The sequence below is a fragment of the Pinibacter soli genome (assembly GCF_029961145.1).
GTDB lineage: Bacteria > Bacteroidota > Bacteroidia > Chitinophagales > Chitinophagaceae > Pinibacter > Pinibacter soli.
Map to the genome: position 1 here is coordinate 166,525 of NZ_JASBRG010000002.1, position 17,521 is coordinate 184,045.

A 17,521-nucleotide genomic window follows, 5' to 3' on the forward strand; every position below is an offset into this window, starting at 1 on the left:
GTTATAAGTAATGTGTAGTGAGTTCTGAGTTCTGAGTTTTGGGTTCTGAGCAATAAAGCCGCTGGCATCAAATGGCTTAGCGTACATGAGTTTTCAACCATTTTCCGCTACTCATAGCTCACCACTCATAACTTAATCTGCTACCCAAACCATCATCAGCGGGCGAAATAATTTTCCATGCACAGTAAGCGGAATCAGTTTTTCTTTTTCAAAAACAAATGGCAGTGTCGCTGCATCTCTTGCCAATATGGAAATAGGGCCGTTCAAACGCATATGTTGCTTGAAATCTACTTCTCCATTTCCATACCATTTAAACACGGCTTCCTTGGCGCTCCACATCAATGCAACAAGTTGCAAATGCACATGCGGCAAATAACTCCAGCCATCGAGTACAGATTTCTCATTCGCGTTCAGGAATTTGGAGGAAATCTTTTCCAGTCGTGATGTCACCAGCTCCACATCTATACCCACTCTTCGTTTGGTGCTAACAATTGCCGCCGCAAAATTACCGCAGTGGGATATAGAAAAGTGAAATTTTTCGTTGGGCAAAAACGGCTTTCTTGTATCCGCTATTTCAATTTCCGAAAGCGGGAAGTCGGCGAAAAGTGTGGGCAAAAGATATCGTCCCGCAAGGTGTTGCAGCCGTTTGTAGGGGTGCGAAACATCTTTCTTCAGCGGTACTTTTTTCAGGAAAAAGTCTTCTGGCTCTTCTATTCGCCAAATACCCAATTTGGTATTTTCGTCTATAATTTGTTGATAAAAAAGAGGCATAATTTCAAAAATGACGGTTACTTTGCCGCTTACAAATTGACAATAAAAAACTGACATTCAAAAATGATACTCTCCGATACCAGAATACTGGAAGAAATTGAAAAAGGAACCATCAAAATAACCCCGTACGACAGAGAATGTCTCGGTAGCAACTCCTATGATGTACATCTTGGAAAATGGCTGGCAAAATATAAGGACGAGGTCCTGGATGCCCGCAAACATAACCAGATCGAACATTTTGAGATTCCTGAGGAAGGCTTCATTCTGCAACCGCACGTATTTTACCTCGGTGTAACGGAAGAGTATACGGAAACGCATGCGCATGTGCCTTTTCTGGAAGGAAAATCTTCAACCGGCCGCCTGGGTATTGATATCCACGCAACGGCGGGTAAAGGGGATGTTGGTTTTTGCGGTAACTGGACATTGGAGATTTCGGTAAAACAACCGGTTCGCATTTACAAAGGAATGCCGATCGGCCAGTTGATCTACTTCCCAGTAGATGGAGAGATTGCAGTAAAATACAATCAAAAAAAGAATGCGAAATACAGCGGCCAGCCAAACAAGCCGGTTGAAAGCATGATGTGGAAGAATAAATTTTAAAGTAGAGACGCATGAAAATGCGTCTTTTTTATAATGAATGCACGCACTGTAGAGACGCGTTGAACGCGTCTCTACAGTGCGTGCATTCCGTATTTCTTCGTGTAGGCAATCACCATTCCCACCACCTCATTGTACGACATCATTCCCACAGGTTGTTCATTTGCTTTTAAATATTGTCCATACATCTTCGTAATCAGCGGCTCGAATGGATTGGAATATTTTTGATAGAAATTTTTGAGCTCCAGAAAATCATTTTTCACACCCGGTAACAATTCTTTTTTCAATCGGTTACCAACAACTGTATCGCGCCGCAACAGATCACGCATGCAATAGCTGTACAAATCAAAATAAAGCGAGTACAAAAATGCTGAATCCGAAGAGGCTTTTGCAGAGAGAAATCCCGCAAAATTCGCTTCGTTTTCTTTGGCATAACCCATTTGGTGGCCCATTTCATGGCAGGTCGTAAATGGCTGCACGAAAAGCGGAACGGTCGTGTTTACCTGCGCTTCTCCACTGAAAGGATTATAGTACCCTGTGAACCCAAAATAGTCCCCGAAATAGCTGTAAATAGAAGGCTTTACCGATTTTGTTTTATAAGTAAGAAAGGAATAGTCATTCGATGTGGCGTCGTACGCTTCGAAGGCACGCTTAAAAAGCGTCCGCTTTTTGTGCATATCGTTTCTTGTTGGCAAACTTGCATTGTACGTGCCATTCAAACGACGAATGATCGTGTCTGTAAGTGTAGAGAGGTCTTCGGTTGAATATGTTTCCACCTCAATTTGCAACTGCTCTGCGATGCCTATTCGGTTATAATTTAAGCCCCATGCCAGGTTAAAATAAACATACACTACCAGCCACGCATAAACGAAATCTAAAACAAGTTTGTAAAAGTACTTCCGGGTTAATTCCTTCCTGAAGGCAGAGCGAATGAATCTTACAAACATTATCACCAAATACAAAGCGATCACTCCGTAAAAAATATCTCCCACGCTAAAAGGAATCCATCCCAAAAGGAGACGCTGTATCCTTGATATGAAGGGATAAAAGCCGAGCGAATAGTATTTCTCTATAAATGCAGGAAATAAACTGATGACCTTAATAACGATTGCCAATGTTAACAAAACGATCCAGCAGATTTTTCTTTTTAATCCCATGTTGATAAAAGTAAAAAATCAAAAGTAAAAAGTAAAAAAAGCAACTGTTAATAACAGATAAATACATGAAGCGTCAAAAATATTGTACCATTCTTTGTAAGATGCTCATCAGGCAGATTGAACGTGGGCCGGCGCAAGGTGACTTTTTTCATTTTGACTTTTGATTTTTTACTTTTTACTTTCCTATCTTACAATTATAATCTGCTTGCAATGAATCTTGAACTGAATAAGAATGAAGACGCTATGCAATTGGCCGTTAGCCAGCTTAAAAACCGTTTCGAAAAAATAACATTGGGAGGTGGCAAAAAGGCAATTGAAAAACAGCACGCTAAAAACAAATTAACTGCAAGGGAACGAATAGTTTACCTGATCGACAAAAACAAACCCTTTACAGAGATAGGATCTTTTGCCGGCTTCGAAATGTATGAAGAAGAAGGAGGATGCCCGGCAGGCGGCACTGTAGGCGGCCTTGGATATGTTAGCGGCAGACAATGTGTGATCGTTGCAAATGATCAAACCGTGAAGGCAGGTGCTTGGTTTCCAATTACAGGTAAGAAGAATTTGCGTTTGCAGGAAATTGCGATGGAAAACAAGTTGCCCATCATTTACCTCGTTGATAGCGCAGGGGTTTATTTGCCAATGCAGGATGAAATTTTTCCCGATAAAGAACATTTTGGTCGCATCTTTCGCAACAATGCACAAATGAGTGCGATGGGCATTACGCAAATAGCTGCGGTTATGGGCGCCTGTGTGGCAGGTGGCGCATATCTTCCTGTCATGAGCGATGAAATGCTGATGGTAGAAGAAAATGGTTCCGTTTTTCTCGCAGGGCCTTATCTCGTAAAAGCTGCAATTGGCGAAGATGTAAATGCAGAAACGCTTGGCGGTGCTTCCATGCATACTGCTATCAGTGGCATTGCTGATTATAAATTCAAAACAGAACAAGAATGCCTTGATTATATCAAAAGTTTGATGAGCAAGCTGGGACATAATCCCACAGCGGGTTTCGACAGAATCGGAGCAACGGAACCCGCTAAAAATGCCGGCGACATTTTTCAAATCATGCCGTTGGGAAATGCAAAAGCGTATGATGTGGTGGAAGTTATCGAAAGATTGGTTGACGATTCTAAATTTGAACAATACAAAGAAGATTACGGCAAAACAATTGTTTGTGGTTACGCCCGTGTCGATGGCTGGGCCGTAGGAATTGTTGCTAATCAACGCAAGATCATAAAAAGTGCGAAAGGTGAAATGCAGATTGGCGGCGTGATCTACAATGACAGTGCCGATAAAGCTGCCCGTTTTATTTTAAACTGCAATCAGAAAAAAATTCCTCTGATCTTCTTACAGGATGTAACAGGATTTATGGTGGGAAGTCGCAGCGAGCACGCCGGCATTATTAAAGATGGCGCGAAGATGGTGAATGCTGTCGCGAATTCTGTCGTTCCGAAGATCACGATCGTCATTGGAAACTCGTTTGGCGCAGGCAATTATGCAATGTGTGGCAAAGCCTACGACCCAAGATTTATCTATGCATGGCCCAATGCAAAAATCGCTGTAATGGGCGGAGAGCAAGCGGCCAAAACATTATTACAAATACAAGTTGGCTCATTAAAAGCAAAAGGAGAAACGATTACACCAGAAGCCGAAAGCAAACTGTTGAATGAAATAAAAGGCCGGTACGAAAAACAAACAACGCCTTACTACGCAGCGGCAAGGCTATGGGTAGATGAAATCATCGATCCATTGGAAACAAGATCAAGAATTTCAGAAGCTTTGAACGCTGCAAATCATAATGCAGACATGCCGGCTTTGAAGACGGGTGTGTTCCAGGTGTGAGGAATTGAAAATTGAAAGTTGAAAATGAAAAGCCTGTACACATTGTAAAGCTCCCATTTTCAACTTTCAATTTTCCATTTTCCATTTTAATTACCTTCGCCGTCATAACATTTTTTGCATTGAATAAAGAACTGATCATATACACAGATGGCGCTGCACGTGGAAACCCCGGCCCGGGCGGGTACGGAGCGATTTTGAAATGGGGGGATACAGAAAAAGAATTTTCGCAGGGCTACCGTTTGACAACCAATAACAGAATGGAACTGCTGGCAGTGATTGTGGCTTTGGAAAATTTGAAAAAGGACGGTTTGCCTATCACCATTTATAGCGACAGTCAATATGTGGTAAAAGCAGTTGAACAAGGCTGGCTAAAAAAATGGATCGCGACCAATTTTGCCGGAGGCAAAAAGAACCGCGATCTCTGGTTGCGTTATCATGAGATTAGCAAAAAACACCAGGTTAGATTTAAATGGGTAAAGGGTCACGCTGACAATCCGTACAACAATCGCTGCGATGTACTAGCAACAACGGCTGCTGATGATAAGAGGAATTTATTGGTAGATGTGGAATATGAATCAGAAAACGGAAGGTAGGCATTTGAGATTTGAAATGCTGAATGTGAATACACTCAAGAACTTGCATTAATCCAAATATCAAATCTCTAATTTCAAATTATTCATATGGCAACAAACAAAACAACGCAAACCGAAGAAAGTGTGTTGGCTTTTATTGACCGGATTGAAGATGAAACAAAGAGAGTCGATGCACATAGCATTGTAAAATTGTTTGAGAAACAAAGCCGTCTTAAAGCTAAAATGTGGGGGCCTAGTATTATCGGATTTGGCGGCTATGCCTATAAATACGAAAGCGGTCACGAAGGCACTGCACCTCTGTTGGGTTTTTCTCCAAGAAAAACTTCACATGTATTTTATCTCAGTGCAGGCTTTGAGGGCCGCGAAGAAATCTTGAAAAAATTAGGCAAACACAAGACAGGCAAAGGTTGTGTGTACGTAAACAAATTAGCTGATATCAATCAGGATGTATTGAAGGAAATGATAGATGCTTCTCTGGCAAATATTCACGAGCAGGTTAAAAAGCACAAATGGAAGTTGATATAAGCATCTGACCGAGTCTTCGACAAAACGAAATACGACGGTTATGGGCAACAAAAAAGGGAAGCGTCGCTTCCCTTTTTTATTTATATCGTCTCAACAATTATTCAGCGAAAGCTGTATGCTGAGGAACATTCTTTTTAGTTAACAGGTAATGGCTGCCAAAGAGTACAGCACCAAAAGCCAATGTTCCCAATACTTCTCCTTTAAAAAATGGCAACGCATCAGTGTAACACATCATCAACCCGCTGAATGTTTTCGGACGTTGCAAACCTGCACCCGCGATCCAAACCAAAAAGTTTGAAGATAAAAAGAACAAAACCGGCGCCAGTAAAGAATATCCTAAAACATTTGCAATAGTCACGCGTTTCATAAAGAAACCAAGACAAGTCAACAATGCAAACAATGAGTAGTTGGCAATTTGTCCTTCGTAAAACCCAGGGATAGGACTTACACCCGCGTTATACAAAACCTGGTATAACACATCTGATAAAAACATAGAGAACAAAGGCAAAGCCAGCGCCCATTTCTTATCCTTAATAACCACACCGCCAAAAAGTGCCATTGCAATTTGTGGCGTAAAACCCCATGGACGTCCAGGGATAGCACGGTAAACCGCGGCGATAACAATCATTAGAATCAATGACCAAACTAAAGATTTATTCAATTTCATAAATATCGTTCTTGAAGTAAACAAAAGTAATAAAAAAGGCTGTTAATCGGAAGGAAATGCGCGGATAACATTTGCGTGCATCATCTTGCCAATTTGAAAATTTGAGGATTTGAAAGTTTGAAAATGCTTTCATTCAACCCCTCTGACAGATTCCCGCTTTTCCCTCTCAAGAAGCTGACTATTATACTGCCGGCACAAATGCTCTGTATATTTCGGTGTTTTCCAGCGCCTTTATTGTTATTGTCGCACCGGCAAATGTTACAAATGCTTCTCCTTTTTTCAGTATAACTTTCTTTTCATCATTGCTGATCTCTGCGCTTCCGGAAAGCAACAATACAATTTCAGTACTGGTAGCGTGTAAAGAGAATTCTTCGTTCTTTTCCAGGCTCACAGTGCTGAGCTGGAAATCAGGAGCAGGGGAAACGAATACCTTTTCTTTTGTACCTGTTGCAGAGCCGGAAATTACATTTGGAACAACTTCTTTGAATGCAACGTGTTTCATCAACTCAGGTACATCGATGTGTTTTGGAGTAAGGCCACCACGCAAAACGTTGTCGCTATTTGCCATAATTTCCACGTTTTGCCCCTCAAGATAAGCGTGCAAAATACCTGCGTCCTGGAAAATGGCGCCGCCAGGTCGTATGTGAACAAGGTTCAACAAATAGACAGAGAAAATGCCACGATCAATATTGCTTCCTTCATTGAAGGTAAGCGCTGCACGTGCTGCCCAAAAATCCGGATTATCTTTTTGCAATTCATTGTTTCTGTATTGAGGAACGATGCGATCAATTAACGGCTGCAAATGTTCGTTTACTTTTTGCTGATCCATTTGCATTACTTCTTCATACAATTTCGCATAGTTCTCACCTTCGAAGAATGGCAACAAAAACGATAATTCAGGAACAGAGGACAATGTTTTGCGGATAAGTTCCGGCGTTTTAAATCCGTGAAGCAAATAAAACTCGCTTAGCGCCGCCATTAGCTCCGGCTTATGGTTGTCGTCTTTATAATTACGATTAGACGCATTCAAGGCCACGCCTTTTGCGTTTTCTTTTGCGAACTCTTCTACAGCCGCTTGTTTTGTAGGATGCACCTGAATGGACAACATATCTTTTACATCCAAAATTTTAAGGAGATAAGGAAGCGCTTTAAAATCGTTGTACACTTTTTCGCCAAGTGCCGATGTATTTGCAGCTATGTATTCATTCAGCTTCGAAGGTTGTGCTCCTTCCAATTGTGCGGGAGCATTGACATGCGCACCCAGCCAGTATTCTGCGAATGGCTGTTGTTTCTCGTTCGCAACACTTAATAATGAAGGGATGTAGTTATAACCGCCCCACTGATAATGTTGAATTTTTCCTGATAGCTTATAGAAGTTATTTTTAGTGCTCATAATGTTATTTTTCGCGCACCAAAGAAAACAAAAAATTACCATGTCCTATCACAATGAACTGGGAAAAACGGGAGAATTATTAGCCTTAAAGTATTTGGAGGAAAAAGGCTTTACGATTATAGAGCACAACTGGCGCCATGGCCGTTATGAAATCGACATTATCGCATCGATAAAAGACACTATTCACTTTATTGAAGTAAAAACAAGAAGTGGCAAGGCTTTCGGCCTGCCTGAAGAAAGTGTTTCTGCCGACAAAGTCAAAAGATTGTCCACTGCTGCAAATGCTTATTTACAAAAGAATAGAGGCTGGAAATGGGTGCAGCATGATATTCTTTCCATCACCATTGTTAATGCCCATGATCCTGAATTTTATTTTATACAAGATGTGTGGATAGGTGCGGGAAATGTGAGAATTTAATGTGGAGACGCATTGAATGCGTCTCCACGCAATCAACGACGCCTCACAAATTTCTGAAACGCTGTATTTCGGGAGACGCGTTCAACGCGTCTCTACGGAGATTATTCCAATGCCTTATCCAATGCACTTTCCAGCGATTGTAATTTTTGCAGCATTTCCCCTTCTACAATTTGCTGATTGGTTTGTGGAATTTGCAGCGTGGCATACCAAACCATTACCATGGCTACGTAATCCTGCATGTCTTTACCGGCGAAGTTCGTTTTGAATTCGACAATTTTATCGTTGATAATTTTTACTGTATGCCTTACCGCTTCTTCATCTTTTGTATCGATCTTAATGCGATAGGTTCTGTCGCCGATGACTATGTTGATGGGAATGAGTTGATCTGACATGTGCGAGGAATTAAGAATTAGGAATTAGGAATTAAGAATTAGAAAGTGCGTCTTCGCATTTCTTGTCTGAGTTCCTACTCTTGCAGCATTGCTATGCATTTATCAATTTCTTTAAGGTATTGATTAATGCGTTTTTCGAAGTCTTTTTTATCTTCTTCGCTCATGCCGCTTTTGGCCGCTTTTAAAAGCGACACCTGCTGGTTGAGCTCACCTATTTGCTGGTATTGAATATTCTCTTTTTCCTTTAACAGGCTCAATTGCAATGAAAGTTTTTCATTTTCTTTTTGCAATGCGCTGTACTGCTTCACCAATTGCTGAAGTTTTTCTTGTATGCGCCTGATGTGTTCCTGTAGTGGTTCCATAGTTTGGTAAGAGTTGAAGAACAGTTGTTAGTTGATGGTTATTAGTTGTTAGACATTATGTGCTAACACTAAAAGCGTTTTGATACCATTGTTGTATATGACACTTAAAGTCCAACAACTAATAACCATCAACTAACAACTTTCTCTATTTTCTAATCTCTGCCTGCAGTTCTTTCTCGACAGATGCCATGATCTTGCTCATCATGCTGTCGATTTCCTTATCGGTAAGTGTTTTTTCTTCGTCAAGGAAACTGAAACTTACAGCCATTGATTTTTTATTTGTGCCTAGCTTATCGCTTTCAAATATATCAAACAAACTAACGTTTTGCAATTTGGAAGCTTTCGCATTTTTCACAGCTTTTTCCACAGCTTCAAATGGCAATGACTTATCCACAATGATTGCAAGGTCACGCTGCACTGGTAACTGTTTTGGCAACTCTGTGAAAGAGGTTCTCTTCTTAGCTACTGTTTCACGCAACAATTTCCAATCAAAGTCTGCAAACAATACCTCTTGCTTAATATCAAATCTTTCGCGTGTTTTCTTTGCTATCGTTCCCAATGAAAGCAGGTGTTTGGTATTTACTTTTGCAGAAAGACCTTCGATTTTTCCATTATTCAACGCCTCAAAGCTAGCATCATCAATGCCTGCCAATTTTAAGATAGCGGCCGCAATACCTTTCAACCTGTAGATGTCAGATTTTACTGCTTTCTGCTTCCAGCTATCTTCGCTTGCATTACCGCTGATGAACAAGGTAAGATGCTCCTGCTCTTCGTAGTGACCAACGCCTGAAGTAGAATATGTTTTACCGAACTCAAAAAAGTTCAGGTTATTGTTTTTCCTGTTGATGTTGTGTGCAACGCTTTCCAACCCTGTTTCCAACATAGCGGGGCGCATAATATCCAATTCAACGCTCAGGTTATTCATCAGTTTTACGGTGTGTTGCAAAACGTCTTCAGAATAATAGTTGCTGTTCGTGATGGAGTTCGTCATGATCTCGCTGAAACCTTGTCCCACCAGGTAATTTGCCACTTTCATTCTGAAAGATTCTTTTACGCGGTCCGCTTCTACAGCAGGGCTGATGAGGATTGAGTGCGGAATGGTTACGTTGTCTAATCCATCAATGCGCAAAATTTCCTCTACGATATCTGCCGGAATGGAAATATCTGGTTTGCTGTAAGGCACGCAAAGGAAAAGCTCGTCAATGCCATCTTTCACCACCTCAAAGCCCAGCGCTTCCAATATTTTTTTAACTGTGTCGCTATGGTAAGTTTTACCACTCAATCTCCTCAGGTAATGATATTTAATGGAAACAACCGTCTTATCCTTTGGTTGTGGGTAAACATCAACAAGGTCAGACGAAATTTCACCTCCCGCAATTTCTTTGATCAGCAAAGCTGCTCTTTTCAAAACGTTTACGGTCGCTGAGATGTCTACACCTTTTTCAAAACGTGTAGCCGCGTCTGTACGCAAGCCGTGACGGAAAGATGTTTTACGAATGCTCGTTGGATTGAACCATGCACTTTCAAGGAAAATATTTGTAGTTGTGTCTTTTACACCGCTTTTCAAACCACCGAATACGCCTGCAATGCACATTGGTTCTGTATCATTGCAGATCATCAGGTCCTCGCTGCTTAATTTTCTTTCTTTCTCATCCAGCGTTACAAAAACTGTATCCTGTGGCAGATTTTTTACAATTACTTTTTTGCCGGCCACCGCGTCTGCATCAAAAGCGTGCAAAGGTTGACCAGTTTCATGCAATACAAAGTTTGTAATGTCAACAATGTTATTGATTGGTCGTAAACCGATTGCCTGCAATTTATCTTTCAGCCACTTTGGAGATTCTTTGATTGTAACACCCGAAATGCTTACTCCTGCATAACGCTGGCAAGCTGTGGGGTTTTCGATTGTTACAGCGATCGGCAGATTGTGATTTTCTACTTTAAAAGCATTTACAGATGGGGCTTTTACTCGTAGTCCCCCTTTGTCGTGGTGCGTTAAGTATGCACATACATCTCTGGCAACACCCAAATGACTCATCGCGTCCATTCTGTTTGGTGTAAGGCCTATTTCGTAAACGAAATCTGTATAAGGTTGGAAATATTCAGCGGCTGGCATTCCCACTTTTACATTTGCTGGCAATACCATGATTCCAGCGTGGCTCTGTCCCATGCCCACTTCATCCTCTGCGCAGATCATCCCGAAGCTTTCCACTCCGCGTATCTTCGCCACTTTCATAGTCAGCGGATCGCCTGTCGAAGGATAAATAGTTGTGCCAACGGTTGCCACCACTACTTTTTGGCCCGCAGCCACATTTGGAGCTCCGCAAACGACCTGCAACGGGTCGCCGCTTCCTATGTTTACTTTGGTAACTTTTAGTTTATCGGCGTTTGGATGCTGCTCGCATTCCAAAACTTCGCCTATTACGAGGCCGTCAAGGCCACCTTTTACAGACTCGTATTTTTCCAGACTTTCCACTTCTAGTCCTATGGAAGTGAGGATCTTAGACAATCTTTCGGGATCCAATGATACCGGTAAATATTCACTCAGCCATTTATAACTTATCGTCATCGTAGTATTCTCTTTTTCGAGGGCTCAAAAATACGGAAAGAGAGAGGAATAACTGAATAACTGATTAACTGAATAACTGAAAGGAGCGTTTTGGGTCGACCTGGCGCTAAAAAGCACAATTAAATTAAATGTGGCAATTACCAAATCACTGAATAATTGAATAATTAAGACTTGAACGCAAAGTCGCGCTGGAAGCCTCAGTTATTCAGTTAATCAGTTATTCAGTTATTATTTCAGGCTAATCATCGAAGACAACGGATATCTCAAATTCCGGTAGCCCATCATGTCCACTTTTATGCTTCCCACGCTGATGGGACTTTCTACGCGGAGAGGAATATGGTTGCCATCATCGCTTACCCAAACATTCATTTTTTCACCGCCTTCGAATATTGTGCCTTTGATGAGAAGTGGCTTGAATTTGATGGCATTGAAGGTGCCGTATTTTGTTTTTATTTTTTCCTTTCCTAAATAACGAATGTACAGGTTGTACACCTCGTTGTCGAGAAACATACTGAAAGGAATTTTATCTTCCGGCTTGTATTTGTTGAAATCTATATTGCGGGCATAATAAATGGCGCTGATCACATCCTGTATACATGCCGGCACTTTAAACACTCCGTTATTGGTAACTGCGGTGTTCGCCGTTTTATTAAAGGTTACATTTTCGTATTTCTTATAACCACCTTCATTTATGTTCCGTATGAATTTTAAAGGTTGCAGCGTTGCCGTATCTACATAACTTTCGTACCTGTCGCGTACTTTAAAAAAGTTGTCGTAAAAGCTGTATGTTGACCCATCTCCTACAACATGATAAACCGGTTTATTATTAAGTTTTTCAAGGGACACATTAAAGTTCGCTTCACCTGCGGCCACATATACGCCAAGCGTATAGTACACTTTATAGTTTAAATATTCGCCGGTATTAAAGGCTGTATTCTTCAGTCCACAAAAATCATCACCCGCATTGAGCGCATTAGTAAGAGGTAAAACAAATAAGGTTATCAGAGCAATTAAAAAAAATTTACGCATCTGCCGTTTTTTTATTTGAACCCAGGCTATTGATCTTTGCCTGAATATATTTTGATTCCTAAAATTAATAAACTGCCCACTATCGCCGGAACTACCAGGTTAATGAACCAAATACCAATTGTTCCCGCAATTACACCCACATTATTTGTGGTAAACAATCCAAACAACTGTATGCTCAGCTGACCGCGAACACCAACTTCTGCCAATGCTATAGTCGGAATCAGCGCCAATATCAAAAACATAACGCTCACTGTCCATGCAATTTGCACGCTGTCCATTTCAACATCCATCAATTGCAGTATCAATATATATTGAAAGATGAATACGCAATAACGGATGAATGATAAAGCAAAAACTCTTAACAATCTCGTAACACCCAGCTCTTCTAAGATAGCGATTTGATGAATCCACTTACCTATGCGAGGTATTTTTTCTATCGATTTTATTAACCACGACAAACGAAAGTATAATAGCAAACATAATACCGTTACGACCGATCCACCTGCTAAAGTAATTTTTATCCAAACCAGATAAGACGGCCGAACGTTTGATATATTGTGCGGCATAAAGTTTAAAAAGTAAACAAGTCCAAAACAGCCCATCATGAATGTAATGATCAATTGACTGAAACTTCCGGCAACGGCGAGTGAAACAGCCTGGATGCGATGCCCTTCCTTTACATACAAAACCCTTCCTCCATATTCGCCAATTCTGTTTGGTGTGTTGATGGCAAATGCCACGCCGGATAATGAAGCTTTCAATGCACGCCACCACGTTGTTTTTTCAAGCGTGAGCATTAGTATCTGCCACTTCCTTGCCTCTATTCCCCAATTGACAAAAGTGAAGAAAAGCAACATGTAAAGTTTCCATGAGTCACTACCTGTTAAGGAGAGTTTCATGTTGTGTAATGCGAGTCCAAGATCTGGTTGGTTTTTAATCTGTCGATATAAAGAATACGACAACCATACAAAGAGTACGGGTCCTAAAAAATAATTGACAAACTTTTTGATATTTTTGTTGCTGTATATCGACATTCTTTTCAAAAATAAACTCCTATTTGCAAAAGGTTCCGAAAATAATTTTAGGCATAGATCCTGGTACTCTGGTAATGGGATATGGCATAATACATGTTACCGGTAACACTATCCGCCTTGTGGAGATGGATGTTCTTTCTTTGAGCAGCAAGAAAAACATGTATTACCGCCTCGAAATGATTCACCGCAAAGTTGCAGAAATTATTGTTCAGCACAAGCCGACTTCTTTTGCAATTGAGGCGCCCTTTTATGGTAAAAACGTACAGAGCATGCTCAAACTCGGACGTGCGCAAGGTGTAGCCATCGCGGCCGCTATGCAGGCTGGTCTTGAGGTTTGCGAATATTCTCCCAAAAAAGTAAAGCAATCCGTTACTGGAAACGGTAATGCCGATAAAGAACAGGTTTGGAAAATGGTACAGCGTATTGTCAGCATTGAGGATAAGCCTAAGTTTTTTGACGCTACAGATGCACTCGCTGTTGCTATTTGTCATCACTATCAAACTTCCAATCCACTCATGGCGAACGCAAAGAAAGTGAAGGGTTGGGAAGATTTTATTAAACAAAATGCGGATAGAATTAAGATCATGTAGGGAGATGTGCACAAAATTCGTTAGAGTTTAATACTTTGATTGTCTCACGCTGTCAGCTGGGCTTTTAGTTAAATTTAGGGCATTGGTTGTGAGTGAGTATTTGCCTCGATCAACTTCTTTTTTATCGCTTCGGATATTAGTTTCGAATCTTTTTGAAGCAACGTCACAGCTTGCTTTACCACAACCGGAACAGCCAAAGAAGTTCCTGTATCAATATGTTTATCACCATTGCTGTCGATCCATTCAACATCTTCTGCAGGAACATAAATATCTACTGCTTTGCCTCTATTGCTGATGATGCGCTTTCCATCTTTACTTAATGCACCAACACATAGCACATTAGGAAGTTTTGCAAGACCTGGTACATCAAAGCTCTCTTCCATGTCTTCTTCATCGTTTCCAGCGGCTACGACAAATAATATTTCAGGAGCGGATGCAAATGCCCGCTCAAACGATTTTTTGAATTCTTGCATCCACTGCTTCGCTGCCAGGAATCGCTCTTCCGGTGTGTTTCCAAGATTCAAATTATTCTCTGCAAAAATAGAAGCGGATGTTCCAAAACTCATGTTCACTACTTTTACCTTTTGCTTGCGGAACCATTTTACTGTTTCCAAGGCAAATGTTTTATAGTAGCGATATTCTTCGTTTAAATGTTCTTTACGCTGAGCCACCGTCATATTCAATATTCCGGCCTGTTTTAGTTGAGCAGTAAGCGGTGTAAATCCGGCATGATACAACGAGTATTTGTTCATTCCTTTGGTAAGGGTGTATACTACTGCCATGCCATGCTCGTCAGCCGCATGTGTATTTTTTTCGAGTACTGTACCATTAAAGAAAACAGAGGCTTGAATATTGCCATTGAAGTAGGGTTCCCAAAGGCCAACACGGGTTTGTGAATGAGCCTGCAGCATAGCAAATGCCAAAATAAAAAATGAAAATACCTGTTTCATATGAATAAGTTTGTCTTGTTTGCCAAGAAAAATGTAAAGTTCATTAGAAACACCTATAGTAAAAAGTCAGTGCCGCACTTTAGTCTTTTTACGAAACAATAATGCCTTTAATCATTAGTTGGAACGTTTGATTAAAGGCCCCTATTAAATGCGGCAACATGTTTTGGCAGGAAAATCTTCTATCGCAGTTCCTTGATTATCCGATCTTGAATCTTCTTGAACTCTTCCGGTGATAATTTCAATTTTGCATTTGCAAAATTCATATCGTTTGCGCTGTTGATGGGAATGAGATGCATGTGGGCGTGCGGCACTTCAAGGCCTACAACGCTTACGCCTATGCGATTACAGGGAACAGCTTTTTCAATGGCGTGTGCAATGCGTTTTGCGAAAACAAGGTATTCGCTCATGTACTCATCCGCCACATCAAAAAACTTATCTGTTTCTACTTTTGGTACAACAAGCGTGTGACCTTCTACCAATGGGAAAATATCGAGGAACGCATAGAACTTGTCATTCTCTGCAATTTTATAAGAAGGAATTTCGCCGGCTATTATTTTTGAAAAGATCGTCATGGTGATGTCGTTGAGTGTTATTCAAAATTAATCGTGAATGGTGAATCGTCAATCGTGAATGGGTGTTTATTTTCGAAGTTTGAAAATTGTATTCGACCAGTAATGAAAAGAGCTTGCCACTTTTTGATGACAAGCTCTTTGTTTTATTTTTTGAATGGTCAAATCTTAGAGACCTATTCACCTTTCGATTAACCATTCACGACCTACAACAATCCCTTAATCGCTTCTACCAATTCGCCTTTTGTAATTGGAACACCCATGATCTTGTTGTAACCTTTGGCGTCTATTAAGAATTGTTCGCGAATGATCTTTATTAGCTGACCATTGTTGATTTCGGGAATCAATACCTTATCAAACTTCTTGATAAGATCACCAAGGTTTTTCGGGAACGGACGCAGGTACTTAATATGCGCATGACTCACTGCATGACCCTCGGCTTGAATTTCTGATACGGCACTTTTAATGGCACCATAAGTAGAACCCCAGCCAAGCACCAACACCTTACCTTTTTCAGGGCCGCTGTCTAATTGCTGATCAGGAATATAGTCTGCTATTTTATCTACTTTTTCCTGACGAATCTTCACCATCAGCTGGTGGTTCTCAGGATCGTAGCTTACGTTGCCTGTAATATTTTGTTTTTCCAAACCTCCGATGCGGTGCTCCAAACCTGCTGTTCCCGGAATGGCCCATGGACGCACTAGTTTTTCATCACGCAGATATGGTTGGAATTTTTCTTCCTCGTGACCAAGCTCTGTTTTGAACTTCACTTTTATTTCCTGCAGGTCTTCCGCCTTTGGAAACTTCCACGGCTCGGCACCGTTGGCTATATAACCATCGCTTAGGAAAATAACCGGCGTCATGTGTTGCACCGCAATTCTTACCGCTTCGTAAACAGTCGCAAAACAGTCGCTCGGGGTAGAAGCAGAAATCACGGGCATCGGGCATTCGCCGTTGCGTCCGTAATACGCCTGCAGCAAATCACTCTGTTCTGTTTTTGTTGGCAAGCCTGTAGAAGGGCCTCCGCGTTGAATATTTACAATCAGCAAAGGAATCTCCAGCATCACCGCCAATCCCATTGCTTCTGTTTTAAGCGCCATACCCGGACCCGAAGTGGTGGTAACGCCCAAAGAACCGCCATAAGCCGCACCGATTGCGGAGGTGATACCGGCAATCTCATCTTCTGCCTGGAACGTGCGAACGCCAAATGATTTATGACGGCTCAATTCATGCAAAATATCTGAAGCCGGTGTGATGGGGTATGTACCTATAAATAAAGGCAACCCGCTTTTTTGCGAAGCAGCGATCAAACCCATCGCCACCGCCTGGTTGCCCATAATGGAGCGATATGTACCCGCTTGCATCTTAGCCTTTTCCACACGATAAGTAGTGGTGAACGTTTCTGTAGTATCACCGAAGTTAAACCCTGCCTGCAATGCTTTAATGTTACTGTTCAGGATAACTTCCTTTTTACCGAACTTATCTTCAAGGAATTTAATGGAACTTTCCATGTCGCGGTTGTACATCCAGTAAAGGAATCCAAGTACAAACATGTTCTTTGCACGGTCCTTTTCTTTCGTACCAAGTTCATATTCCTTAAGCGCTTCACGGGTCATTTTGGTTACATCCATTTTTATAACCTCATAACTGCTAAGGCTGTCGTCGTTGATAGGATTTACACCGTCGGGATAATTGGCAAGACGCAAGTTCTTTGCATCAAAACCATCGGTATTTACGATTATTTTTCCGCCCTTCTTCAGGCTCTTAAGATTTGCTTTCAGGGCTGCGGCATTCATTGCCACCAGCACGTCACACTCATCGCCCGGCGTAAATACACGGTCGCTCGAAAAGCGCAACTGGTACCCGCTCACACCAGGTAACGTACCTTGTGGTGCACGTATCTCGGCTGGAAAATCTGGGAATGTTGCCAAGTCAATTCCCATCAGGGCCGTATTGTTGGTAAACTGCGTTCCTGTCAACTGCATCCCGTCTCCACTGTCTCCTGCGAACTTTATCACTACGTCCTGTAATAATTCTTCTTTACGGCTCACGTTTCAAAATTTTTG

General features: G+C 41.4%; 18 protein-coding genes. 6 read left to right on the top strand and 12 right to left on the bottom strand.

Annotation, left to right across the window (positions count from 1 at the left end; all coding sequences use genetic code 11):
- Positions 1 to 132: 132 nt before the first annotated feature.
- Positions 133 to 771, bottom strand: coding sequence for a 4'-phosphopantetheinyl transferase family protein (locus QJ048_RS04175; RefSeq protein ID WP_282333071.1), 639 nt, complete (start codon positions 769 to 771; stop codon positions 133 to 135).
- A gap of 63 nt (positions 772 to 834) precedes the next feature.
- On the opposite strand from QJ048_RS04175, the gene dcd reads away from it, so the two are divergent.
- Positions 835 to 1,371, top strand: coding sequence for a dCTP deaminase (gene dcd / locus QJ048_RS04180; protein WP_282333072.1), 537 nt, complete (start codon positions 835 to 837; stop codon positions 1,369 to 1,371).
- 71 nt (positions 1,372 to 1,442) lie between these two features.
- Here the strand turns inward: dcd and QJ048_RS04185 are convergent, their stop codons facing one another.
- The gene (locus QJ048_RS04185; RefSeq protein WP_282333073.1) at positions 1,443 to 2,525 is read right to left on the bottom strand and encodes a DUF3810 domain-containing protein; all 1,083 of its coding nucleotides are present in this window, start codon (positions 2,523 to 2,525) and stop codon (positions 1,443 to 1,445) included.
- A gap of 210 nt (positions 2,526 to 2,735) precedes the next feature.
- Here QJ048_RS04185 and QJ048_RS04190 point away from each other — a divergent pair, with 210 nt between their 5' ends.
- The 3 genes from QJ048_RS04190 to QJ048_RS04200 all read left to right on the top strand — a co-directional run bounded on the left by QJ048_RS04190 (position 2,736) and on the right by QJ048_RS04200 (position 5,482).
- Positions 2,736 to 4,364, top strand: coding sequence for an acyl-CoA carboxylase subunit beta (locus QJ048_RS04190; RefSeq protein WP_282333074.1), 1,629 nt, complete (start codon positions 2,736 to 2,738; stop codon positions 4,362 to 4,364).
- Positions 4,365 to 4,483: 119 nt separating this feature from the next.
- Complete coding sequence (rnhA, locus tag QJ048_RS04195; protein WP_282333075.1) at positions 4,484 to 4,957, top strand: ribonuclease HI; 474 nt, start codon at positions 4,484 to 4,486, stop codon at positions 4,955 to 4,957.
- Between the two features lie 87 nt (positions 4,958 to 5,044).
- Positions 5,045 to 5,482, top strand: a complete 438-nt coding sequence (locus tag QJ048_RS04200) for a DUF1801 domain-containing protein (protein ID WP_282333076.1) — start codon at positions 5,045 to 5,047, stop codon at positions 5,480 to 5,482.
- A 97-nt stretch (positions 5,483 to 5,579) separates the two neighbouring features.
- On the opposite strand, the gene QJ048_RS04205 is transcribed toward QJ048_RS04200, so the two are convergent.
- Together QJ048_RS04205 and manA are read right to left on the bottom strand one after the other, a co-directional pair.
- Positions 5,580 to 6,149 (bottom strand): DUF6580 family putative transport protein, encoded by a 570-nt coding sequence (locus QJ048_RS04205; protein ID WP_282333077.1) that lies wholly within the window; start codon positions 6,147 to 6,149, stop codon positions 5,580 to 5,582.
- A 181-nt stretch (positions 6,150 to 6,330) separates the two neighbouring features.
- Positions 6,331 to 7,542, bottom strand: coding sequence for a mannose-6-phosphate isomerase, class I (gene manA, locus QJ048_RS04210; RefSeq protein ID WP_282333078.1), 1,212 nt, complete (start codon positions 7,540 to 7,542; stop codon positions 6,331 to 6,333).
- A 40-nt stretch (positions 7,543 to 7,582) separates the two neighbouring features.
- On the opposite strand from manA, the gene QJ048_RS04215 reads away from it, so the two are divergent.
- Positions 7,583 to 7,960, top strand: a complete 378-nt coding sequence (locus QJ048_RS04215; protein ID WP_282333079.1) for a YraN family protein — start codon at positions 7,583 to 7,585, stop codon at positions 7,958 to 7,960.
- Positions 7,961 to 8,061: 101 nt separating this feature from the next.
- On the opposite strand, the gene QJ048_RS04220 is transcribed toward QJ048_RS04215, so the two are convergent.
- From QJ048_RS04220 to QJ048_RS04240, 5 genes are all read right to left on the bottom strand, one after another.
- Positions 8,062 to 8,352 carry a cell division protein ZapA gene (locus QJ048_RS04220; protein WP_217790125.1) on the bottom strand — a complete coding sequence of 97 codons (291 nt, stop codon included), beginning with the start codon at positions 8,350 to 8,352 and terminating at the stop codon, positions 8,062 to 8,064.
- Between the two features lie 74 nt (positions 8,353 to 8,426).
- A complete protein-coding gene (locus tag QJ048_RS04225) occupies positions 8,427 to 8,714 on the bottom strand; it encodes a hypothetical protein (RefSeq protein WP_282333080.1) in 288 nt (95 codons plus the stop codon).
- Positions 8,715 to 8,859: 145 nt separating this feature from the next.
- Positions 8,860 to 11,283: a phenylalanine--tRNA ligase subunit beta gene (gene pheT / locus QJ048_RS04230; protein ID WP_282333081.1), complete on the bottom strand. Its 2,424-nt coding sequence runs from the start codon at positions 11,281 to 11,283 to the stop codon at positions 8,860 to 8,862.
- 228 nt (positions 11,284 to 11,511) lie between these two features.
- The gene (locus QJ048_RS04235; RefSeq protein ID WP_282333082.1) at positions 11,512 to 12,312 is read right to left on the bottom strand and encodes a DUF3108 domain-containing protein; all 801 of its coding nucleotides are present in this window, start codon (positions 12,310 to 12,312) and stop codon (positions 11,512 to 11,514) included.
- A 26-nt stretch (positions 12,313 to 12,338) separates the two neighbouring features.
- A complete protein-coding gene (locus tag QJ048_RS04240; protein ID WP_282333083.1) occupies positions 12,339 to 13,211 on the bottom strand; it encodes a lysylphosphatidylglycerol synthase transmembrane domain-containing protein in 873 nt (290 codons plus the stop codon).
- 158 nt (positions 13,212 to 13,369) lie between these two features.
- Between QJ048_RS04240 and ruvC the strand changes: the two genes are divergently transcribed.
- Positions 13,370 to 13,936: a crossover junction endodeoxyribonuclease RuvC gene (gene ruvC / locus QJ048_RS04245; RefSeq protein WP_282333084.1), complete on the top strand. Its 567-nt coding sequence runs from the start codon at positions 13,370 to 13,372 to the stop codon at positions 13,934 to 13,936.
- A 74-nt stretch (positions 13,937 to 14,010) separates the two neighbouring features.
- Here the strand turns inward: ruvC and QJ048_RS04250 are convergent, their stop codons facing one another.
- The 3 genes from QJ048_RS04250 to QJ048_RS04260 form a co-directional block, all read right to left on the bottom strand.
- A complete protein-coding gene (locus tag QJ048_RS04250) occupies positions 14,011 to 14,886 on the bottom strand; it encodes a S8 family serine peptidase (RefSeq protein ID WP_282333085.1) in 876 nt (291 codons plus the stop codon).
- 179 nt (positions 14,887 to 15,065) lie between these two features.
- Entirely contained in the window at positions 15,066 to 15,458 is a 393-nt protein-coding gene (locus tag QJ048_RS04255; RefSeq protein WP_282333086.1) for an HIT family protein, read from the bottom strand.
- 203 nt (positions 15,459 to 15,661) lie between these two features.
- On the bottom strand, positions 15,662 to 17,506 hold the full coding sequence (locus QJ048_RS04260; RefSeq protein WP_282333087.1) for a 2-oxoacid:acceptor oxidoreductase subunit alpha: 1,845 nt from the start codon (positions 17,504 to 17,506) through the stop codon (positions 15,662 to 15,664).
- Between the last annotated feature and the right edge of the window lie 15 nt (positions 17,507 to 17,521).

Bases quoted from the DNA above. Each gene is read 5' to 3' on its own strand.
- QJ048_RS04175 (WP_282333071.1), bottom strand. From the start codon at position 771: ATGCCTCTTTTTTATCAACAAATTATAGACGAAAATACCAAATTGGGT.
- dcd (WP_282333072.1), top strand. From the start codon at position 835: ATGATACTCTCCGATACCAGAATACTGGAAGAAATTGAAAAAGGAACC.
- QJ048_RS04185 (WP_282333073.1), bottom strand. From the start codon at position 2,525: ATGGGATTAAAAAGAAAAATCTGCTGGATCGTTTTGTTAACATTGGCA.
- QJ048_RS04190 (WP_282333074.1), top strand. From the start codon at position 2,736: ATGAATCTTGAACTGAATAAGAATGAAGACGCTATGCAATTGGCCGTT.
- QJ048_RS04200 (WP_282333076.1), top strand. From the start codon at position 5,045: ATGGCAACAAACAAAACAACGCAAACCGAAGAAAGTGTGTTGGCTTTT.
- QJ048_RS04205 (WP_282333077.1), bottom strand. From the start codon at position 6,149: ATGAAATTGAATAAATCTTTAGTTTGGTCATTGATTCTAATGATTGTT.
- manA (WP_282333078.1), bottom strand. From the start codon at position 7,542: ATGAGCACTAAAAATAACTTCTATAAGCTATCAGGAAAAATTCAACAT.
- QJ048_RS04215 (WP_282333079.1), top strand. From the start codon at position 7,583: ATGTCCTATCACAATGAACTGGGAAAAACGGGAGAATTATTAGCCTTA.
- QJ048_RS04220 (WP_217790125.1), bottom strand. From the start codon at position 8,352: ATGTCAGATCAACTCATTCCCATCAACATAGTCATCGGCGACAGAACC.
- QJ048_RS04225 (WP_282333080.1), bottom strand. From the start codon at position 8,714: ATGGAACCACTACAGGAACACATCAGGCGCATACAAGAAAAACTTCAG.
- pheT (WP_282333081.1), bottom strand. From the start codon at position 11,283: ATGACGATAAGTTATAAATGGCTGAGTGAATATTTACCGGTATCATTG.
- QJ048_RS04235 (WP_282333082.1), bottom strand. From the start codon at position 12,312: ATGCGTAAATTTTTTTTAATTGCTCTGATAACCTTATTTGTTTTACCT.
- QJ048_RS04240 (WP_282333083.1), bottom strand. From the start codon at position 13,211: ATGAAACTCTCCTTAACAGGTAGTGACTCATGGAAACTTTACATGTTG.
- QJ048_RS04250 (WP_282333085.1), bottom strand. From the start codon at position 14,886: ATGAAACAGGTATTTTCATTTTTTATTTTGGCATTTGCTATGCTGCAG.
- QJ048_RS04255 (WP_282333086.1), bottom strand. From the start codon at position 15,458: ATGACGATCTTTTCAAAAATAATAGCCGGCGAAATTCCTTCTTATAAA.